15 protein-coding genes and 1 pseudogene are annotated in these 20,160 nt (G+C 62.5%); 14 read left to right on the top strand and 2 right to left on the bottom strand.

What is annotated here, in order from left to right; genetic code table 11:
• From B5E43_RS13990 to B5E43_RS13960, 7 genes are all read left to right on the top strand, one after another.
• Positions 1 to 1,920, top strand: a 1,920-nt coding sequence (locus B5E43_RS13990; protein WP_087397702.1) for a ParB/RepB/Spo0J family partition protein, incomplete at its 5' end; no start/stop codon positions are given.
• A gap of 327 nt (positions 1,921 to 2,247) precedes the next feature.
• The gene (locus B5E43_RS13985) at positions 2,248 to 3,222 is read left to right on the top strand and encodes an ArdC-like ssDNA-binding domain-containing protein (RefSeq protein WP_087397700.1); all 975 of its coding nucleotides are present in this window, start codon (positions 2,248 to 2,250) and stop codon (positions 3,220 to 3,222) included.
• Positions 3,223 to 3,313: 91 nt separating this feature from the next.
• Positions 3,314 to 4,303 carry a hypothetical protein gene (locus B5E43_RS13980; protein ID WP_087397698.1) on the top strand — a complete coding sequence of 330 codons (990 nt, stop codon included), beginning with the start codon at positions 3,314 to 3,316 and terminating at the stop codon, positions 4,301 to 4,303.
• A gap of 12 nt (positions 4,304 to 4,315) precedes the next feature.
• Positions 4,316 to 4,774 (top strand): hypothetical protein, encoded by a 459-nt coding sequence (locus tag B5E43_RS13975; protein ID WP_087397696.1) that lies wholly within the window; start codon positions 4,316 to 4,318, stop codon positions 4,772 to 4,774.
• An 11-nt stretch (positions 4,775 to 4,785) separates the two neighbouring features.
• Positions 4,786 to 5,175 carry an LPD28 domain-containing protein gene (locus B5E43_RS13970; RefSeq protein WP_087397694.1) on the top strand — a complete coding sequence of 130 codons (390 nt, stop codon included), beginning with the start codon at positions 4,786 to 4,788 and terminating at the stop codon, positions 5,173 to 5,175.
• A 70-nt stretch (positions 5,176 to 5,245) separates the two neighbouring features.
• Positions 5,246 to 6,160: a hypothetical protein gene (locus B5E43_RS13965; RefSeq protein ID WP_087397692.1), complete on the top strand. Its 915-nt coding sequence runs from the start codon at positions 5,246 to 5,248 to the stop codon at positions 6,158 to 6,160.
• A gap of 10 nt (positions 6,161 to 6,170) precedes the next feature.
• On the top strand, positions 6,171 to 7,034 hold the full coding sequence (locus B5E43_RS13960) for a hypothetical protein (RefSeq protein ID WP_087397690.1): 864 nt from the start codon (positions 6,171 to 6,173) through the stop codon (positions 7,032 to 7,034).
• A gap of 253 nt (positions 7,035 to 7,287) precedes the next feature.
• Here B5E43_RS13960 and B5E43_RS13955 read toward each other — a convergent pair whose 3' ends face one another.
• Complete coding sequence (locus B5E43_RS13955) at positions 7,288 to 7,974, bottom strand: FadR/GntR family transcriptional regulator (protein WP_087240445.1); 687 nt, start codon at positions 7,972 to 7,974, stop codon at positions 7,288 to 7,290.
• A gap of 306 nt (positions 7,975 to 8,280) precedes the next feature.
• Here B5E43_RS13955 and B5E43_RS13950 point away from each other — a divergent pair, with 306 nt between their 5' ends.
• From B5E43_RS13950 to mgtE, 7 genes are all read left to right on the top strand, one after another.
• The gene (locus tag B5E43_RS13950) at positions 8,281 to 9,825 is read left to right on the top strand and encodes a lactate permease LctP family transporter (protein WP_087397688.1); all 1,545 of its coding nucleotides are present in this window, start codon (positions 8,281 to 8,283) and stop codon (positions 9,823 to 9,825) included.
• Positions 9,826 to 9,852: 27 nt separating this feature from the next.
• Complete coding sequence (gene larA / locus B5E43_RS13945; RefSeq protein ID WP_087397686.1) at positions 9,853 to 11,136, top strand: nickel-dependent lactate racemase; 1,284 nt, start codon at positions 9,853 to 9,855, stop codon at positions 11,134 to 11,136.
• Between the two features lie 44 nt (positions 11,137 to 11,180).
• Complete coding sequence (locus tag B5E43_RS13940; protein ID WP_087240451.1) at positions 11,181 to 12,602, top strand: FAD-binding oxidoreductase; 1,422 nt, start codon at positions 11,181 to 11,183, stop codon at positions 12,600 to 12,602.
• A gap of 35 nt (positions 12,603 to 12,637) precedes the next feature.
• A complete protein-coding gene (locus tag B5E43_RS13935; RefSeq protein ID WP_087240453.1) occupies positions 12,638 to 13,777 on the top strand; it encodes an acyl-CoA dehydrogenase family protein in 1,140 nt (379 codons plus the stop codon).
• An 18-nt stretch (positions 13,778 to 13,795) separates the two neighbouring features.
• Entirely contained in the window at positions 13,796 to 14,587 is a 792-nt protein-coding gene (locus B5E43_RS13930; protein ID WP_087240455.1) for an electron transfer flavoprotein subunit beta/FixA family protein, read from the top strand.
• A 13-nt stretch (positions 14,588 to 14,600) separates the two neighbouring features.
• On the top strand, positions 14,601 to 15,590 hold the full coding sequence (locus B5E43_RS13925; RefSeq protein WP_087240457.1) for an electron transfer flavoprotein subunit alpha/FixB family protein: 990 nt from the start codon (positions 14,601 to 14,603) through the stop codon (positions 15,588 to 15,590).
• 382 nt (positions 15,591 to 15,972) lie between these two features.
• A complete protein-coding gene (gene mgtE, locus B5E43_RS13920) occupies positions 15,973 to 17,325 on the top strand; it encodes a magnesium transporter (protein WP_087397685.1) in 1,353 nt (450 codons plus the stop codon).
• A gap of 41 nt (positions 17,326 to 17,366) precedes the next feature.
• Here the strand turns inward: mgtE and B5E43_RS13915 are convergent.
• Positions 17,367 to 19,992: pseudogene (locus B5E43_RS13915) on the bottom strand (cation-translocating P-type ATPase).
• Between the last annotated feature and the right edge of the window lie 168 nt (positions 19,993 to 20,160).

Genomic DNA, 20,160 nt, shown 5'->3' with positions numbered 1-20,160 from the left:
GATCCCCCCGCCGCCGGGGAGAAAAAAGGGGCCGAGCCGGTCCAAATCACGATGGACCTTAAATCGGCCGGGACCGCTCCCCAGGCCAAACCCCCGGAGCCGTCCAAGGTGGACGCGGCCCCCAAGCAGTCTCCTACTGTAAAGGATGCTCCCGCAGCGGGTAAGCCCCTGGAACAGCCCAAGGCGGAGACCACCCCCAAGGCCCCCGACGCCGCCCTTCCGAAGGAGGCAAAGCCGGAAAAGGCCCCCGCTGGAGACGTGAAAGCCCCGGCTGATCCCAAGGCTCCCCCTGTCGATCCCTCGAAAGCGCCCCAGGGCGATAAAACTCCGGTCGGAGACACCAAGGCTGCGCCCGCACCCAAAGCCTCTGATACCGTTCCCCCGAAAGATGGTAAATCGGCCGAAGTGCCTAAATCCGCCGATACCGCTGATCCAAAAAAGGTGCCAGCGGAGAAGGATGCCGACGCCCCGCCTAAAAAGGCAGATTCCAGCAAGGCCACGGACGATAAGAAGGACAAGGAGACAAAAGAGGCGGAGAATCCCACTGCCGAAAAGTCAGATGAGGCGGGACAGCACCGCTTCATTCCCCTGTCTAAAATTCATGACCTGCCGGGGACGTATGTGAAGGACCAGCCCAAGGCAGATTACTCCGCCATGATCCAGGGCATCAAGTCGGAGGGCCTGAAGGAGCCGGTCATCCTCCGCCGGCGGGAGGACGGCGAGTATCAACTGGTAGACGGTTTCCACCGGATGCAGGCCATTAAGAAGGCCGGTATGCTGGAGGTCAGGGCAGATGTCTATGATATGTCGCTGAAGGAGGCGTCGGATTACCGCCGCGCCCGCCATTCGGATAAGCCTCTCCCCATTCCCGGCAAGTTGATCCCGCCTAACGCCCCCGCCAAGGATAAGACCGCCGCTCCGACCGCCCAGGAGGCCCCCAAGGATAAGGCGGATGAGGCGGAGATCCCGGAGGACTTCAAACTGCCTCTCACCCACGAAGGGCAGTCGGAACTTATCACCACGCTGAAGGTCTCTGAAATTCACCCCTTTGAGGGCCATCCGTTCAACGTGAAGGATGACAAGGACATGATGGATCTGGTGGACAGTATCAAAAAATTCGGCGTTTTGGAGCCTGTGGTCGTCATTCCCCGTCAGGCGGGCGGCTATGAAATGATCTCCGGCCACCGCCGCCGCAGGGCTTGCGAACTGGCCGGGATCGCCACCATGCCGGTCATTGTCCGGCAACTGGACCGGGACGAGGCCGTTATCTCCATGGTGGACGCCAACCTAAAACGGGAGAACATCAGCCCCATGGAGAAGGCCCGCGCCTACGCGATGAAACTGGAGGCCATGCGGCACAAGGCGGGTCGCCGTTCCAAGGAGGAAACTGCCGCGCTGGAAGCATCGGGGAAAAAGCCCATGCGCGCCGATGAGGAGTCGGCCCAGCAGACCGGAGAGAGCCGGAGCAACATCCAAAAACTGGTGCGTTTGAACAACCTGACACCGGAGTTGCAGCAGATGGTGGAGGACAAAACTCTCCCGGTCCACACCGCCGCGGATCTGTCCTACCTAAAGAAGGAGGAGCAGGCGGCAGTGGCCGACGCCATCCAGAAGGAGGATAAGGTGCCCACCGGAGCCCAAGCGGTGGAGTTAAAAAAGGCCAGCCAGGAGGGTAAACTGACCAAGGAGAAGATCGAGCAGGCGGTGGCCCCCACCAAGCGGGAAGAGACCCCACCGCTGAAAATCACGCTGATGGAAGAGGACCTGCGGCCCTACTTCCCCGACAAGCGTACCACCATCCCTGATGTGAAACGGGGCGTTCTGGAGGCGCTGGACCTTCGGAAGAAGGCCCTGGAGCGCCAGAAGGCCAAAGCCCAGGCGGATAAGGACGGCAAGAAAAAGCCGGAACCATCGAGGTGATTTGCCATGGGGGAGAACAGATCGTGCATGGGCTACAGGGTCATCAAGAGCAGGCAGTTCAAGACAGTGGAAATCGTCCTGGCCTATAACCCCAACGCCGTGTAGCCCTATGTGACCTGGAAAGCATACGCCCATAGGCAATTCCAAGACTTTACGTTCGGCCACTACTTTTCCAAGCGTGAGGCTGCGGAAAAAGATTTTCAGCGGCGTGTGAAAGAAGTGCGGGAAACGGAACCGCCCATCCGCAGGCCGCGTAAGCATGAAGATCAGGAGAGATGAGCGCCCCAAAGGGCGCTTTTTTCATTCCCCAAGGAGGTGAACCGCGGCATGAATGGTCAATCGGAGGCGTCGGAGGCGCGGTTAAAGGCCCTGACGGACAAACTGGAAACTGGCGTCTCCCATATTTTTGAAAGCGATCAGTACACGGAATACCTCACCACTATGTCAAAATTCCACCATTACAGTTTCAGAAATATCCTGCTGATCTTCATGCAGCGGCCAGATGCCACCTGCGTGGCGGGCTACAATGACTGGAAAAACAAGTTTGGCCGCCACGTCAAGGCCCATGAGCACGGCATCCAGATTTTGGCCCCTTCCACTCACCGGAGATGGGTTCAGCAGGAGAAACGGGACCTGGAGACCAACCAGCCGGTGTATGGCGCGGACGGCCAGCCCATCATGGAGTGGGTCAAGACGGAGACGGTCACATACAGGATCGTGACCGTGTTTGATGTTTCCCAAACCGAGGGAAAAGAACTCCCCACGTTGGGCGTGATGGAACTGTCCGGCGATGTGGCGGAGTACGAACGCATTGTTTCGGCGCTGGTCGCCTTGTCCCCTCTGCCAGTGGTATTTGAGGCGTTTCCCGGCGCGGCGAAGGGGTATTGCAGTTATGTGGAACAGAGGATCGTGATTCAGCCCGGCATGAGCCAGGTACAGACCATCAAGACGCTGGTGCATGAGGTCGCCCACGCCAAACTACATTCTCCGCTGGATATACTGGAGGAAACCAGGCCGGACCGGAGCACTCGCGAGGTGGAGGCGGAGAGCGTGGCCTATGTGGTCTGCCAGCACTTCGGCATCGACACGGCAGACTACTCCTTCGCCTATGTTGCGGACTGGAGCCGGGGCAAAGATCTGGAGGTACTGAAGGCGTCCATCGGGCGCATCCATGCCCTTGCCGCCGAACTGATCGCCGGCATCGAGGGGCCGGAAAAGGAACTTCAAAAGGCACCTTCCCACCGTCAGCGAAAGGCTGGCCGCACAGCCAGGCGCAGGCGGCAGGACGCCCCCGCCAGATAAGAGGTTCTCCGTTAATTCGTCTCGATTTGAGACGCGTTTCGACAATTTCCCGGCCAAACGTGAAAAAAATTTGAAAAAGGAGTGAGCAAGAATGGAGGCTAACAGCCGGATGAGAGAGATCACCGGCAACTTACGGCGCGATATGAAAGACCTTTTGGGTGAGAGCGCCCATATCGTGACCGGCTTTTTCAAGCGCGGCGTGTGTACGGTCCGGGCGGTGGCGGACAAATGGCGGACCTTCACCCAGGATATTTCCGCCGCCGTGGACGAACTAATGAAACCGCCGTTTTTAGAGGGCGGGCCGGACGCCCCTCTCTCCACCATGGAGGAAGGCGCGGAGCCCATCGTCACCGTAACAGGGATCATTGACAGGAATTTCCCCATTGGAAAGCAAATGCCCTTGTCCCTGGCGAATGTGTATGTGGCGGAGATGGACGCCGCCTACCGGGAGGAGGAATTGCCCGCCCAGCCAGTCAAGGTGCGGATCGACTATATCCGGGATGGCCGGACAGACTGCTACTGCCTCCCCCTCCACATCGGGGCGGGCGGCAGTCTGCTGGAACAGATGGAGCGGCATTTAGAGACCTACCGCGCCGACCCGAACCGTGTCTCGGCCCTGTTCCAGCAGGCCCCGGAGGCATACCGCCTCCAGTTGGAAGAGGAATTTACCCCCTTTATCCGGGAGAGCCTGGAGGACCTGTCCCAAGGCACCCTGCAATATTTCCAGCGTCACTGCGCTATTTCCGAACTGGAACAGCAGTTGCAGGGGCAGGCCGCCGTCCTGCCGGAGGGCCAGAGGACATCGTTTGAAGAAAAAGCGGCAAAGACCGTTTTCAGCCTGCGCCGGGCGGCGAATGGGGCCGATCCACAGGAGGAGCACACAAATCAGGCGGAGCAAAGGGCGGCACCCCCGGTCCCTGCCAGCCGGGAGGCGGTGTTGGGTGAGATGGCGCAGCCCCCACAACAGGCAGAGGGAGGCGAGAGCCCCCGGCAGTCGGTGAAGGTCAAAATCCGCCGTCTGAAACAGGAGCAGGCCAGACGGCCGCAGCGCCCAAAGGTCCGTCTTACCCCTGAGCGATAGGGGGCGGCGCCTATGAAACAGCAGGAATTATATCTCTACTACTCCACCCAGCGGCCCGTGGACCTTGGGACTTATCCCAAGGAGCCAGACAATCCTCTGGTGGGATTTCTCAACTACGATGACCGGATCAGCGTGGAACACGGCGCATACCGGGCCTGGGGGGAAGTGACCTATCGCGCCCCTCTGACCCCGGACCAGTTGATCCAGTATGAATTGCAGCCGTCACGGGACAACCTGGATGTGCGCGAGACCATGAAGGAGCAGGCCCAGGCGGTGGGACAGTGGGAGGAGCGAAACCACATCCCGTTTGACCGGCGGCTGACACAGTGCATCAGGATCGGCGTCTACACCTGCAAGACCCGCGTCACCCCGGCGCAGTTGGCCGAGCGGCACCGGATCGCCGTGGACCTGCCCCTTGTTCCCCGCTTTCGGCCCAAAATCAAAAAGCCTCAGCAAATCGAGGAAAGATAGGAGGATCGTTTATGTATTCTGTCAATGCGGGCACAGCCCGGTTTGAGGAAGTGGAAATTTTAGGCATCCCCGCCCTGTTCACCACACTGCGCGTAGACCGCACCACCGTTCCCAAGGGGATGTATGCCTATGATATGCAGACGGACGCGGAGGACTGGAGCCAGCCCGGCCTGCTGGCACGGCGTGTCCTGGTGGAGCATTTCGGGACAGTGCTCACCGCCAGCCCCATCCACCTGCCGGAGAAGAGGTATCTGGACTTATCCCCCGGCAATTTTAAGGAGCAGGGCATCGGTCAACTGACGGTGGCGGAGTTTGAGGCAAAGCAATTATCCCCCGACTACCAGCTCTCCCGGCCCTGGAGCGCCGCCAAAAGACGGCACAGCCCGGTACTCAACCGATAGATTTGCCATGAAGAAGGCCGCAATACACCGGGACAGGGCAGCTCGGCCAGATTGGAGGTGAATCGAGGAAATGGCAAAGAAATCCTTTTATGAAGTCGGCAGTTATACGGGGGACCTGCAAGAGGGCACTGACTTCTTTGTCCGCCGGCAAATGCGATACTTAGGCGAAAATGCCAACTTCAAGCCCTTTCTGAATACCCCCATCAAGGAACTGGAACAGCAGTTGAAAGAGAGCAAGGCGGCGGAAAAGAAGATTTTTACGGAAGTGCAAGCAGCGGCCAAAGCCTGGGACGCACACGGGGCACAGACCCTTCTGCTGACCAAGGCTATTGAATACCTGAAAACCCCTGTGGTGGAGCACACCGGCAACGAGTGGAAACAGCGCAAAGATGGCTCCTGGGAGATCAGCAACCTGGTCTACAAAATGACTTTCAGCATCATCAAGTTTAGGGATGAGTGGAAGTTGTCCTGGGAACTGCAATACACCGCCCCCGGCCTCGCTCAGGTAAAATACCACTCCTACTATGACCGGGGGCCCAAAAAGCGGATCGTGTATGAGGGTGCGAAAAAGTATAAGACCCTGGCAGGGGCACAGAAGTATATCCAGAGCAAATTTGACCAGTATGCGGAATATTTTGAGAGTATTTCTCCCCCGATTCCCATAGAGGCAAAGGCGTTGTTCTGCGTCAACGGCCAACTGTTGCAAGGCTACTCCGTCCTGCGCACTCCCCTGGCCAGGGAGGAAGTCACGGTCAGCGACCTTCTGGACTGTCTGGATGAGGCGGATATGGAGGTTTCGCCCCCACCGGAGCAGGCCGTACCCAGCGGAGGTGAGGTTCAGCCGGAGACGCCGGTACAAGCGCCGCCGGAACTGGCCGCAGGGCCTCCGCCATCGGAGCGAAAGCAGAAACCGCCGCCTGCCAAGCCCGCCCCTGCCGCCAAGAAGAAGGGGCCGTTGAAAAAACGGCCTGCACTGGTGCGATAGGAGGGCGGGTATGGCATACACGCATATCACCCCTGGCTGGGAGATCGAAATGTCCGCCCATTACTATTCGGACAAAAACGCGGACCGTGTCGCGGAACTGATCCAACTGCCGCGGGAGGAATTAGCTGCCATGGAGGAGGCCAGCGTGGCAAAGGAAAAAACCATTTTCTCCAAATGTTCTGAGATCGAGACCGAATGGAAGAAACAGGCGGCGGAGACGGCGGCGCTCCGTAAGGCAAGAGAGTATTTGCGGGCCCTGCCGGTGGAGCACACGTCCAACCAGTGGAAAGTCAATCAATTCGGCTGGCACGTATTGAGCAACATGGTGTATAAAATGTCGTATCGCGTGTCCGAGCATAAGAAGCCGGATGGAACTCTTATCAACTGCGCTTTATCCTGGGATATTCATTATAATACGCTCCAGCATCCTACTCCCGACTACACCGGCCCCGGCTGGAAGATCGCTGGGCAGAGCGACAAAGTGTTTGCCACTAAGGAGGAAATGGAGCGATACCTGCAAGGCCGGATCAAAGCCTACGCCCACCTGTTCACGGAAATTTCCCCACCTATCCCACAGGATCAAAAGGGCCGGTTTTGCGTCAACGGTGTTTTGCTCCCAGGCTACACCGTGGAGGTCCCGGAGCGCACGCCCCAAGAGGTGGCGGATGACCTTCTCTCCCTTCTGGAGGACGGGGACCTGCCGGAGCAGTCGGAGGGCGACCCCCCTTCACCGCCGTCTGAAAAAGCGGGATCGCCTCTTGAAACGCAGGCTGCTGCCCCACATGAGCGCCGCAGCCCCAAAGAAGATCCAAAAACCGCACATAAAAAGAAACCGCAGCCCTTGAAAAAGCGCAGCACCGCCCCCACACGGTAGACAGCGGCGCAGTGCGCCGCTGTCCGCGCAAGCATAGCATTTTGGTGTCAAAATGCACTCACAGGGATGAAGCTATGACCCTTTACCAATTTTCGGTTGGACTCGTCTGCGTAGAATTCTCCGCTAAACAAGCCCTGATCCTTTTGTACTTGCTGCCCTATGTTCTTTTACGCCCGTTTTCTCCGGGTTTCAGGCGCCTGCAACGTCTCCCTTGTCAAAAGGCACCTCAGGCGATGGTGTTTTTTTCTGCCGTTTATTCTTCCGCCGTCATGTTGCTGTTGACCACATTGAAATGGTGGTTCACCGCCAGCATCAGGTGGGTCTTGTCCCGGCGGCGCAGGGCGTCCACCATCTGCTCGTGGGCGTACTGGAGCTGATTGCCGGTGCGGGGATTCTGGAGGATCCGGCGGCGCATGTCGCTGATGAACCGGTCGATGGTGGAGGACAGGGCCCGGAGAATCTGAATGATGAGCTGATTGCCCGAAATGGCGGCAATCTCGTCGTGGAGCTGCTTGTCCAGCTGGGCCCCCATCTCCGGCGGGCAGGCGGTCATCTGCCGCACCAGGCTGTCCAGCCGGTCCACCTGGCTGTCGGTGATCCGGTCCACCGCCAGCAGCGCCGCCTGCAGCTCCAGCCCCGACCGCAGCTCGGCCAGCTGGTGGTAGTCGATCTGCTGGAGCAGAATGAGCATGTCAAAGGAATCCTGCAAATTGCGCTGGATGTTGCAGCTGATGAAATTGCCCGCCCCCTGGCTGCTCACCAGAAAGCCCATGTGCTCCAGCAGGCGGACGGCCTCCCGCACGGAATTGCGGCTGATGCCCAGCTGCTCGGCCAGCTCCCGCTCGGGGGGCAGGGACTGGCCCAGGGTGAGCTTGCCATCCCGGAGGGCGTCCTCCAAATAGGTCAGTACGTGCTCGTAGGATTTCTGCTGTTCCACCATATGCTCAGCCTCCCTTTCCAAACGATATCTGTGGACTTGTCAGATTGTAACCATTATACCACATCAGTCAACAAGTTGTAAAAGTAGTGCCAATTCGAAAAACTGGTAGGTCCAAAATTGCACAAAAATGACACTAGGAAACTTATGCACCCATACAAATTTAGCTTAAATGCCAATTAAAGCCGGATATTCCCTTGACATTTTGCCGTCATGCGCCTAATATTGCTTTTGAAAAAAGCAAACGGGTGCGTATAGATTTTCTTTTGGTTCTACCATAAGAATGACGGTGTAAGGGAGTGTCTGGCTGTGTTTGTGCGGTTTGTGCTTGCTCTGCTTCCCATCCTCTGGCTGGCTGTGGCCCTCAGCGTCTGGAAACGCCCCGCCTATCAGGTCTGCCCCCTGGCGCTGGCGCTTACCGTGCTGCTGGCCCTGTTCTACTGGAAGAGTCCGGGGACGGAGGTTTTGACCGGCGGCCTGGAGGGAGCCGTCATGGCCCTGTGGCCCATCTCGCTGGTGATCGTGGCGGCGGTGTTCACCTATAATCTGACGGTGCGCACCGGGGCCATGGAGCGCATCAAGGGGATGCTCACCGCGGTGACCCGGGACAAACGGGTGCTGGTGCTCCTGATCGCCTGGGGCTTTGGGGGCTTTATGGAGGGCATGGCGGGCTTCGGCACCGCGGTGGCCATTCCGGCAGGCATCCTGTGCGGCCTGGGCTTCGACCCCATCTTCTCCGCTCTGGTATGTCTGGTGGCCAACGCCACCCCCACCGCCTTCGGCTCCATCGGCATCCCCACCATCACCGCCGCCTCGGTGGCGGGACTGGAGGCCGGCCCCACCGCGGTGGTGGTGGTGCTCCAGCTGGCCCTGATGGTGGTGCTCACCCCCCTGCTGATGGTGGTGATGACCGGCGGCGGGGTCCGGGCCCTGAAGAGGGTCTGGCCGGTGGCCCTGGGCTCCGGAGTGGCCTTCGTGATCCCCGAGTTTCTCACCGCCAAGTATGTGGGGGCGGAGCTGCCGGCGGTCACCGGCTCGGTAGTGTGCATGGTGGTAACCATCCTTCTCTCCAAGCTGCTCAAGGGGGAACCCCCCGCCCAATACGCCCTGCCCAGGACCCAGGAGCAGACCGGCCTCACCGTCAGGGACGGGGCGCTGGCCTGGTCCCCCTTCATCCTGATCTTCGTGCTGCTGCTGGCCACCTCCAGCCTGGTACCCCCCATCCATAACCTGCTGGCGGCCGTCAAAAGCGACGTGGTGATCTACTCCGGCCAGGGGGCCAGCCCCTATACCTTCTCCTGGGTCAATACCCCCGGCGTACTGATCTTTATCGCCGCCTTTGTGGGCGGCGCCCTGCAGAAGGCCAGCCTGAAGGTGATGGGCCAGGTGCTGTGGGCCACCCTGAAGCAGATGTCCAAGACCATCATCACCCTGGTGTCCATCCTGGCGGCGGCCAAGATCATGGGCTACTGCGGCATGACCAGTGACATCGCCGCCTTCCTGGTGGCGGTCACCGGGTCGGCCTACCCCATTGTGGCCCCCCTCATCGGCTCCATCGGCACCTTCGTCACCGGCAGCGCCACCTCCGCCTCGGTGCTATTCAGCGGCCTGCAGGCGGAGACCGCCTCCGCCCTGAGGATGGACGCCGTCTGGCTGGTGGCCGCCAACACCATCGGCGCCACGGCGGGCAAGATCATCTCCCCCCAGAGCATCTCCATCGCCACCGCCGCCACCGATACGGTGGGGCAGGAGAGTACCATCTTGCGGAAATCCATCGGATATTATATCCTGTTTGTAGTGGTGTTCGGTCTCATCGCGCTGCTGGCCCACCCGCTGGCGGCCCTGGTTCTGTGACCGGCGCACCGGAAGGAGGAACGGCATATGGCGCAACTCAAACTGCCCTTTGGCCGGGGGCACATCACGGCGGACATCCCCGACGGCCGCCTGGCCGGGGTGCTCCAGTCCAGGGCCCACAGCTATCAGGCCAAGGCGGACCAGCCGGAGCTGGTGCGTCAGGCCCTGGAAAACCCCATCGGCTCCCCCCGCCTGCGGGAGCTGGCGGCGGGCAAGAACAAAGTGGTCATCCTCAGCAGCGACCACACCCGCCCGGTACCCAGCAAGGTGATCCTGCCCCAGCTGGTGGAGGAACTCCGGGCGGGAAATCCCGACGCGGAGATCACCGTACTGGTGGCCACCGGCTTCCACCGGCCCACCACCGAGGCCGAGCTGCTGGACAAATACGGCGAGACGCTTTACCGCCACTCCGGGCTGCGCTTCGTCATCCATGAGAGCGGTAAAAAAGAGGACATGGTCCACCTGGGCACCCTGCCCTCCGGCGGGGAACTGCTTATCAACAAGCTGGCGGCGGAGGCCGACCTGCTGGTGGGAGAGGGCTTCATCGAGCCCCACTTCTTCGCCGGGTTCTCCGGCGGCCGCAAGAGCGTGCTGCCGGGGGTGTCCAGCCGGGAGACCGTGCTGGCCAACCACTGCTCCGCCTTTATTGACAGTCCCAATGCCCGCACCGGCATCCTGGACGGCAACCCCATTCACCGGGATATGCTGTATGCCGCCCAGCAGGCCAAGCTGGCTTTTATCTGCAACGTGGTCATCGACGCTGACAAGCGGGTGATCGCCGCCTTCGCCGGACACTTCGACCAGGCCCACCGGGCAGGGTGCGCCTTTGTAGACCAGCTCTCCGGCGTGGATGCGGTTCCCGCTCCCATCGTCATCACCACCAACGGGGGCTACCCCCTGGACCAGAACCTGTACCAGTCGGTGAAGGGCATGACGGCGGCGGAGGCCACCTGCGCCCCCGGCGGGGTGATCATCATGGTCTCCGCCTGCAGCGACGGCCACGGCGGCCAGTCCTTCTACGACACCTTCGCCCATGAGCCGGACAACCGGAAGATCATGGACCGGTTCCTGGTCACCCCCAGCGACCGCACCATCCCCGACCAGTGGGAGGCCCAGATCCTGTGCCGGGTGCTCCTGCAGCACCCCGTCATCCTGGTGACTCAGGCCCCCCGGGAGATGGTGGAGGCCATGCACCTCCACTGGGCGGCCGACCTGCCCGCCGCCATTGCCCTGGCCGACCGGCTGCTGGGTAAGGCAGACAGCCCCATCACCGTCATTCCCGACGGGGTTTCGGTCATCGTACGCAAGTAAAGGCAAATCCGATGTGATGTTATCAAATAAAGGGGAGCGTTTTTATGAGCCAGTACAACAAGGTCACCCCCGAGCTGATTGAGGCCCTGAAGGCCGCCGTGCCCGGCCGGATCAGCGTGAACGGGGACATCAACGAGGACTTTTCCCACGACGAAATGCCCATCTACGGCAAGGCCATGCCCGAGGTGGTGGCGGAGTGCCTGACCACCGAGGAGGTGGCCGCCGTCATGAAGCTGTGCAACGAGAACCGGGTGCCCGTCACCCCCCGGGGCGCCGGCACCGGCCTCACTGGCGGCGCGGTGGCCATCCACGGCGGCGTGGTTCTGTCCACCACCAAGATGAACAAGATCCTCTCCTACGACACCGAGAACATGGTGGTCCGGGTCCAGGCGGGCGTGCTGCTCAACGACCTGGCGGAGGACGCCGCCAAGCAGGGTTTCCTCTATCCCCCCGATCCCGGCGAGAAGTTCGCCACCCTGGGGGGCAACGTGGCCACCAACGCCGGCGGCATGCGGGCGGTGAAGTACGGCGCCACCCGGGACTATGTGCGGGCCATGACGGTGGTGCTGCCCACCGGCGAGATCGTCCATCTGGGGGCCAGCGTGTCCAAGACCAGCTCGGGCTACTCCCTGCTCAACCTGATGATCGGCTCCGAGGGCACCCTGGGCATCATCACCGAGCTCACTCTCAAGCTCATCCCCGCCCCCAAGGAGGTCATCAGCCTGGTGGTGCTCTACGAGAACCTGGAGGACTGCATCTCCACCGTGCCCAAGCTGATGATGGCCAACCTCCACCCCCAGGCCCTGGAGTTCATGGAGCGGGAGATCGTCCGCCTGTCCGAGAGCTACCTGGGCAAGAGCACCTTCCCTCAGACCTTTGAGGGCACCGACGTCAACGCCTACCTGCTGGTCACCTTTGACGGCGAGAACGAGGATCAGCTCACCGAAATCATCGAGCAGGCCTCCGAGGTGGTGCTGGAGGCGGGCGCCCTGGACGTGCTGGTGGCCGACACTCCCCAGCTGAAGAAGGACGCCTGGGCCGCCCGGTCCACCTTCCTGGAGGCCATTGAGGCCAACACCAAGCTGCTGGACGAGTGCGACGTGGTGGTGCCGGTGAACCAGATCGCCCACTATGTCACCTACATCAAGGAGATCTCCGAAGGCTACGACTTTGAGGTCAAGAGCTTCGGCCACGCCGGCGATGGCAACCTGCACATCTACACCTGCTCCAACGACATGGAGCTGGCCGCGTTTGAACAGCAGGTGGCCGACTTTATGGAGAAGGCCTACGCCAAGGCCACCGAGCTGGGCGGCCTGATCTCCGGCGAGCATGGCATCGGCCACGGCAAGCTGGACTACCTGGCTCAGATGGTGGGCCCGGTCAACATGCGTCTGATGCGCGGCATCAAGGAGGTCTTTGACCCCAATCTGGTGCTCAATCCCGGCAAGGTCTGCTACAAGCTGTAATAGAAAGACGACTTACATAGAAGGAGAAACCCGTTATGGCATATCTGATTTCGGAAGAGGCTCAGGAGCTGCTGGGCGCTGTCAAGGAGTTCTGTGAGAAGGAAGTCAAGGAGCAGTGCAAGGAGTACGACCGCTCCGGCGAGTGGCCCAAGGAGATTTACGACAAGGCCATCGAGATGCAGCTGCACATGCTGGAGGTGCCCGAGGAGTACGGCGGCATGGGCCTGAGCCGGGTGGACGTGGCCGCCCTGTTTGAGGAGATGGCCAAGGCCGACGCCGGCTTTGCCACCACCATCTCCGCCAGCGGCCTGGGCACCAAGCCGGTGCTGATCGCCGGCAGCGAGGAGCTGAAGAAGCGGGCCTGCCAGCTGATCGTGGACGGTGGCTTCGGCGCCTTCTGCCTCACCGAGCCGGGCGCCGGCTCCGACGCCAGCGCCGGCAAGACCACCGCCGTGAAGGACGGCGACAGCTACATCCTCAACGGCCGCAAGTGCTTCATCACCAACGGCGGCATCGCCTCCTTCTACTGCGTCACCGCCATGACCGACAAGTCCGCCGGCGTGAAGGGTATGTCTATGTTCTTTGTGGAGGCCGGCACCCCCGGCCTGTCCACCGGCCACGAGGAGGACAAAATGGGCATCCGCACCTCCAACACCTGCGACGTGGTGTTTGAGGACTGCCGCATCCCCGCCTCCAACCTGATCGGCGCGGAGGGCAAGGGCTTCTCCATCGCCATGAAGACCCTGGACCAGGCCCGGACCTGGATGGGCTGCGTGGCCACCGGCATCGCCCAGCGGGCCATGGAGGAGGCCATCGCCTACGGCAAGGAGCGCATCCAGTTCGGCAAGCCCGTGCTGAAGAACCAGGCCCTCCAGTTCAAGGTGGCCGACATGGCCATCAAGATCGAGACCGCCCGCCAGATGGTGGCCCACTCCCTGACCCTGATGGATCAGGGCCTGCCCTACTCCAAGGAGTCCGCCATCGCCAAGTGCTACGCCTCCGACATCGCCATGGAGGTGGCCTCCGAGGCCATCCAGATGTTCGGCGGCTACGGCTACAGCCGGGAGTACCCGGTGGAGAAGCTGCTGCGGGACGCCAAGATCTTCCAGATCTTTGAGGGCACCAACGAGGTGCAGCGCATCGTGGTGGCCAACAACACCATCGGCAAATTCTAAGGCGGGGAGCGTAACGACATGGAAATTCTGGTATGTCTCAAGCAGGTGCCCGACGACTCGGTGGAGCTCCACCTGAAGCCCGGCACCCAGGAGGTGAACCTGGAGGGGGTCACCCCCGTGGTCAACGCATTTGACACCTACGCTCTGGAGATGGCCACCCGCCTGAAGGAGGCGGTGGGCGGCAGCATCACCGCCATCACCATCGGCCCCGAGGGGGCCAAGGACGCGGTCAAGACCTGCCTGGCGGTGGGGGCCAATCAGGGCTGCCTCATCACCGACCCCTCCTTCGAGGGGGCGGACACCCTGGGCAAGAGTAAGATCCTGGCCGCCGCCATCCGCAAGCTGGAGGCCGACGCCGGCAAGCCCTTCGACCTGATCTTCTGCGGCCGGGAGGCCACCGACAAGGCCTCCGGCCAGGTGGGCCCCCAGCTGGCCGAGGCCCTGGGCGTGGGGGTGGTCACCGACCTGGTGGACATCCAGCAGACCGACGCCGGCGTGCAGGCCAAGCAGGAGACCGAGGAGGGCTACCGCCTGGTGGACGCCCCCCTGCCCTGCGTGGTCACCGTAAACAAGCCCCCCTATGATCCCCGCTATCCCACCATCAAGAGCAAGCTGGCCGCCCGCAAGATGCCCATTCCCACCCTGGACGCCGCCGCGCTGGGCGGCGTGGCCCCCGGCGCCGCCGGCAGCCATGTGGTGAAGGTGTACGAGCCGGCCAAGCGGCAGGCGGGCGTGAAGCTCAAAGAGGAGACCTGCGAGGAGACCGTGGCCAAGGCCATCGCCATGATGGCGGACGCCAAGGTGCTGTAAAGGAGAGAGCGGTATGGATTGGGGAAATCGCAAGGATATTCTGGTCTTTCTGGAACAAAAGGACGGAAAGGCCCTGAACGGGGCGCTGGAGTGCCTCACCCCCGCCCGGGCTCTGGCCCAGCACACCGGCGGGCAGGTTCTGGCTGTGCTGATGGGCACGGACAACGCCGGGGCGGCGGAGAAGGTTGCCCCTCTGGCTGACGGCGTGCTGGCCGTCACCGGCGGGGACTATTCCGACGGGGCGGCGGACGCCTTCACCTGGGCGCTGGAGCAGCTGGCCGCCCAGTATGAGCCCGCGGCGGTGCTGGCGGGCAACACCCCCCTGGGCCGGGAGATGACCGCCCGGCTGTGCGCCCGGCTGGGGCTGGGCAGCGTCCAGGACGCCACCGCCCTGACCTGGGACGGGGACACCCCGGTGTGGACCGTGCCCCTGTACGGCGGCACCGTGCTCAACGACGTGGTGGTGGACACCCTGCCGGTGGTAGCCACCACCCGCTCCGGCGCCTTTGCCAAGCCGGAGGCCGGCCAGGCCGGCCCCGTTACCCCGGTGGAGCTCCAGGTGCCCGCCGACGCGGTGAAGGTCAAGGTGGCCCAGGCGGTGAAGGAGCTCTCCGAGGCGGTCAACCTGGAGGAGGCCAAGGTCATCGTCACCGGCGGCCGGGGCATGGGCTCCAAGGAGCAGTTTGCCCTGGTGGAGGAGCTGGCCGCCCTGCTGGGCGGCGTGGTGGGCGCCACCCGTCCCGCCATCGAGGACGGCTGGGTCTCCCGGGCCCATCAGGTGGGCCAGTCGGGCAAGATCGTGGCCCCCGCCCTGTACATCGCCTGCGGCGTGTCGGGCGCCACCCAGCACGTGTCCGGCATGAGCGGCTCGGGCTATGTGGTGGCCATCAACAAGGATGAGGACGCCCCCATCTTCGACGTGGCCGACGTGGGCATCGTGGGGGACGTGGCCAAGGTCCTCCCCCTGATGATCGAGGAGATCCGTCAGCGCAAGGCGGAGTAACCTTTCTAAAGGCAGATCCAGAAGGGTCTCGTCCCCTTGGGGGGCGGGCCCTTCTGTTTTTTGGGGTTGCCTTTTGGGGGAAAGTGTGATATCCTCGAACGGCAGCCAAAGGCTAGCAAAATAATAGGAAAAAGGAGGAAAATCAGGTGGACCTATGCGGACGAAGTACCAACGCGGGCTGTGAGCTTCCCTCAGGGGACAGGGCTGGCGCCGCCTGGTTTTCCCTGTAAGCAGGGCAGGCCGGGCGGGGCCCGGCTGTCTGTTCCCAAATACGGAAGGTTCCGCCGCGGGGAGCGGCCGGGTATGAAACCCGGACGCTTTGCCGCGGCGCGCCTGTTTTGGTCACTTCCTCGCTGTATTTTAACGACAGGAGGAGAGACCCATGAAACAGAATCTGACCCTGGAGGCGCTGCGGCAGCTGCTGGAGCGCCGGGATATGTGCGCCCTGCGGGACGCACTGACCCAGACCCACCCCGCCGACCTGGCGGAGCTGCTGGATGAGCTGGACCGGCCGGAGATGCTGGCGGTCTTCCGGGCCCTGCCCAAGGAGCTGGCGGCGGAGGTGTTTTCCGACCTGCCGCCGGAGGACCAGCAGGCCCTGATCCAGGCGGCCACCGACCAGGAGCTGTCCGCCATTGTGGAGGAGCTGTGGGTGGACGACGCAGTGGACCTGCTGGAGGAGTTGCCCGCCGGCGTGGTGAAGCGGGTGCTCCAGGCCGCCCGGCCGGACACCCGGCAGCTCATCAACCAGTTCCTCCACTACCCGGAGAACTCGGTGGGCAGCATCATGACCGCCGAATTTACCGACCTGAAGCGGGACATGACGGTTGCCCAGGCCATCGCCCATATCCGCAGGACGGGGGCGGACTCGGAGAGCATCTATACCTGCTACGTCACCGACGCCGCCCGGCGTCTGGAGGGCGTGGTCACCATCCGGGAGCTGCTGCTGGCCGGGGACCAGGCCCTGGTGGCCGACCTGATGGAGCGGGACGTGATCACCGCCGGGACCGGCGAGGACCGGGAGGAGGCGGTGGCCCGGCTGATGAAATACGATTTCCTCTCCCTGCCGGTGGTGGACAGGGAGGGCCGGCTGGTGGGCATCGTCACGGTGGACGACGGCATGGACGTGCTGGAGGAGGAGGCCACCGAGGACTTTGAGAAGATGGCGGCCATGGCCCCCTCGGAAAGGCCCTATCTGAAAACCGGGGTGTTCACCCTGGCCCGGCACCGCATTGTGTGGCTGCTGGTGCTGATGATCTCCGGCATGATCACCGGCGGCATCCTGGGCCGGTATGAGGCGGCCTTCTCCGCCATGCCCTTGCTGGTCACCTTCATTCCCATGCTCACCGACACCGGCGGCAACGCCGGCAGCCAGTCCAGCACTCTGGTGATCCGTGGCATGGCGGTGGGCGAGATCCGCCTGCGGGACTTTGCCAGGGTTTTTTGGAAGGAGCTGCGGGTGAGCATGCTGGTGGGGGCCGCCCTCAGCACGGTAAACTATGTCCGGCTCATCCTCACCTACCCGGGCCAGACCGCCACCGCCCTGACGGTGGCCGCCGCCCTGTTTGTCACGGTGCTGCTGGCCAAGACGGTGGGGGGCGTGCTCCCCATGGCGGCCAAGTTCTTCAAGGCCGACCCGGCCATTATGGCCGCCCCCCTCATCACCACCATTGTGGACGCCATCTCCCTGGTGGTCTACTTCAACATCGCCAGCGCTCTGCTGCCCCTTGCATGAAAAAATCCCTGTCCGCATCGGCGGACAGGGATTTTTCAGTTTCAGTTCTCCTTGCCCCGGCGCACATCCCCGATCACCTTGATGATCTGGATGACCAGAGTGGGCAGGAAGGCCAGCAGAACGATCTCTCCCAGGTTGGCGACTCCGAAAGCGGGAGCCACCATAAACAGGCCCTTCAGGCCGGGGATAAAGAGCACCGCCAGCAGCAGCACCACGCCGGCAAAGAAGGCCATGACGGAGTACTTGTTGGTGGAGAACTTCAGGCGGAAGATGGACGCGTCGCCCCGGCAGTTGAAGCCGTGGAACAGACGGGCCAGGGTGAGGGTGGCGAAGGCCATGGTGGAGGCCAGGACGGCGTCGCCCCCCTGATAGCCCAGGTAGAAGGCAATCATGGTGACGATGGCGATGAGCAGGCCCTGGCCGCCGATGCGGGTCAGCAGGTCCCGGCTGAGGATGGGCTCCTTGGGGTCCCGGGGCTTCTGGTCCAGCAGGCCCCGGCGTGCAGGCTCCATGCCTATGGCGATGGCGGGCAGGGAGTCGGTGAGCAGGTTGATAAACAGCAGGTGGACCGGCTGGAAGGGCACCGGCAGGGCCAGCAGAGAGGCGTAGAGCACACAGAAGATGCCGGCGGTGTTGCCGCTGAGCAGGAACTGGATGGCGTTTTTGATGTTAGCGTACACACTGCGGCCGTTGACCACCGCCTTGACGATGGTGGCGAAGTTGTCGTCGGCCAGGATCATGGAGGCGGCGTCCTTGGATACCTCGGTGCCGGTGATGCCCATGGCCACGCCGATATCCGCCTTCTTCAGGGCGGGGGCGTCGTTGACGCCGTCGCCGGTCATGGACACGATGTTCCCCTTCCGCTGCCAGGCGTTGACGATGCGGATCTTGTGCTCGGGGGACACCCGGGCGTACACCGAGATCTTCTCCAGCCGTCCGTCCAGATCGGCGTCGGTCATCTGGTCCAGCTCCAGGCCGGACACCGCCTCGTCCCCGTCCCGGAAAATCCCCAGATGGCGGGCGATGGCGGAGGCGGTCACCTTGTGGTCGCCGGCGATCATGATGGTGCGGATGCCGCCCCGCTTGGCGTCGGCCACCGCCTGCACCGCCTCGGGCCGGGGCGGGTCGATCATGGAGATAAGGCCGATGAAGGTAAACTCGTTTTCATCCTCCAGGGTCAGGGGCCGGACGGCCTCCAGCTCCCGGTAGGCGAAGGCCAGCACCCGCAGGCCCTCCATGGACAGCTCCATATTCACCCGGGCGATCTCCTCTTTCCGCTCCGGGGTCAGCTCCACCTTCCCCTCCCGGGTCAGCAGCCACTTGGACCGGTCCAGCAGCACGTCGATGGCCCCCTTGGTAAACAGGGTGGGGGTGCCGTCGATGTCGTGGAGGGTGCTCATCAGCTTGCGGTCGGAGTCAAAGGCCAGCTCTCCCAGCCGGGGATGCTGGGCCCGGTAGCTCTCCTCGTCCACCCCGAACTTCTCTCCCAGCATCACCAGGGCCACCTCGGTGGGGTCGCCGATGGAGGCGCCGGTCTCCTCATTGTTGGTGGCGTCGCTGGCCAGCAGGGCGGCCTTGAGCAGCAGCCGCTGCACGTCGTTGACCAGCTCCAGGTCGTCCCCCTCCAGCAGGGAGCCGTCGGCGTACACCTTCTGGGGGGTCATCTTGTTCTGGGTCAGAGTGCCCGTCTTGTCCGAGCAGATCACCGACACGCACCCCAGGCTCTCCACCGCCTTCAGGTCCTTCATGATGGCGTTCTGTTTGGCCATCTTCTGGGTGCCCATGGCCAGCACAATGGTGACGATGGAGCTGAGGGCCTCGGGGATGGCGGCCACCGCCAGGGCCACGGCGAACATGAGGGAGTCCAGCACTCCCATGCCGGTACGGAACACCGACAGGGCAAACACCACCGCGCAGATGGCCATGATCACGATGGCCAGCTTGGCGGAGAAGCTGTCCAGGGACTGCTGCAGGGGGGTCTTGCGCTGCTGGGTCTGGTTCATGAGGGCGGCAATCTTGCCCAGCTCGGTATTCATGCCGGTGGCGGTGACCAGCACGGTGGCCCGGCCGTAGGTCACCAGGGAGCCGGAAAATACCATGCTCTTCTGGTCGCCCAGGGCCACCTGGCCGCCGGTGATCACGTCGGCGGTCTTTTCCACACCCTCGCTCTCGCCGGTGAGGGAGGACTCATTGACCTTGAGGGAGAAGTTCTCCAGCACCCGGCCGTCGGCCACCACCATGTCCCCGGCCTCCAGCAGCACGATGTCGCCGGGCACCACGTCGGCGGAGGGGATCTCCACCCGCACGCCGCCCCGCAGCACCTTGGCGGTGGGGGAGGACATGGCTTTCAGGCTTTCCAGGGATTTTTCCGCCTTCAGGTACTGGACGGTGCCCAGAATGGCGTTGAGGATGAGTACGGCAAAAATGACGATGGTGCTCTCCACATTCTCCGACGCGGCGGAGATGAGGGCGGCCACAATGAGGATGACCACCAGCAGGTCCTTGAACTGCTCCAGGAAGATCTGGAGCACGCTCTTCTTCTTGCCCTCGGAGAGCTTGTTGGGGCCGTACTGCCCGGGCCTGCTGGTCGGACAGTCCCTTCTGGTCGGCCTGCTGCGCCTCCAGCGCCTGGGATACGCTTTTGCTGTAGTATGGCTCGTTTGTCATAAGATCCCTTCCTTTTTTTATTGAAATATGAGATAATAATGGTGTAGATGGCACCTTGCTACGAAAATAAGTAGCGAGGGCGTGAACCTTGACAAACAGGCTTTCAACGCCTCATGAAAAACCATCGCAGCACAAAAAGCGGCAGGCCAAAACCTGTCGCCGGCCGAA

The sequence above is a fragment of the Flavonifractor sp. An100 genome, assembly GCF_002161175.1.
Classification (GTDB): Bacteria; Bacillota; Clostridia; order Oscillospirales; family Oscillospiraceae; genus Lawsonibacter.
The sequence above is the reverse complement of the archived record's forward strand: the minus strand, read 5'-3'. Positions and strand labels throughout refer to the sequence as shown.

What these genes read in the sequence shown, in the direction of transcription:
- B5E43_RS13985 (WP_087397700.1), top strand. Translation starts at nt 2,248, where the DNA reads ATGAATGGTCAATCGGAGGCGTCGGAGGCGCGGTTAAAGGCCCTGACG.
- B5E43_RS13980 (WP_087397698.1), top strand. Translation starts at nt 3,314, where the DNA reads ATGGAGGCTAACAGCCGGATGAGAGAGATCACCGGCAACTTACGGCGC.
- B5E43_RS13975 (WP_087397696.1), top strand. Translation starts at nt 4,316, where the DNA reads ATGAAACAGCAGGAATTATATCTCTACTACTCCACCCAGCGGCCCGTG.
- B5E43_RS13970 (WP_087397694.1), top strand. Translation starts at nt 4,786, where the DNA reads ATGTATTCTGTCAATGCGGGCACAGCCCGGTTTGAGGAAGTGGAAATT.
- B5E43_RS13965 (WP_087397692.1), top strand. Translation starts at nt 5,246, where the DNA reads ATGGCAAAGAAATCCTTTTATGAAGTCGGCAGTTATACGGGGGACCTG.
- B5E43_RS13960 (WP_087397690.1), top strand. Translation starts at nt 6,171, where the DNA reads ATGGCATACACGCATATCACCCCTGGCTGGGAGATCGAAATGTCCGCC.
- B5E43_RS13955 (WP_087240445.1), bottom strand. Translation starts at nt 7,974, where the DNA reads ATGGTGGAACAGCAGAAATCCTACGAGCACGTACTGACCTATTTGGAG.
- larA (WP_087397686.1), top strand. Translation starts at nt 9,853, where the DNA reads ATGGCGCAACTCAAACTGCCCTTTGGCCGGGGGCACATCACGGCGGAC.
- B5E43_RS13940 (WP_087240451.1), top strand. Translation starts at nt 11,181, where the DNA reads ATGAGCCAGTACAACAAGGTCACCCCCGAGCTGATTGAGGCCCTGAAG.
- B5E43_RS13935 (WP_087240453.1), top strand. Translation starts at nt 12,638, where the DNA reads ATGGCATATCTGATTTCGGAAGAGGCTCAGGAGCTGCTGGGCGCTGTC.
- B5E43_RS13930 (WP_087240455.1), top strand. Translation starts at nt 13,796, where the DNA reads ATGGAAATTCTGGTATGTCTCAAGCAGGTGCCCGACGACTCGGTGGAG.
- B5E43_RS13925 (WP_087240457.1), top strand. Translation starts at nt 14,601, where the DNA reads ATGGATTGGGGAAATCGCAAGGATATTCTGGTCTTTCTGGAACAAAAG.
- mgtE (WP_087397685.1), top strand. Translation starts at nt 15,973, where the DNA reads ATGAAACAGAATCTGACCCTGGAGGCGCTGCGGCAGCTGCTGGAGCGC.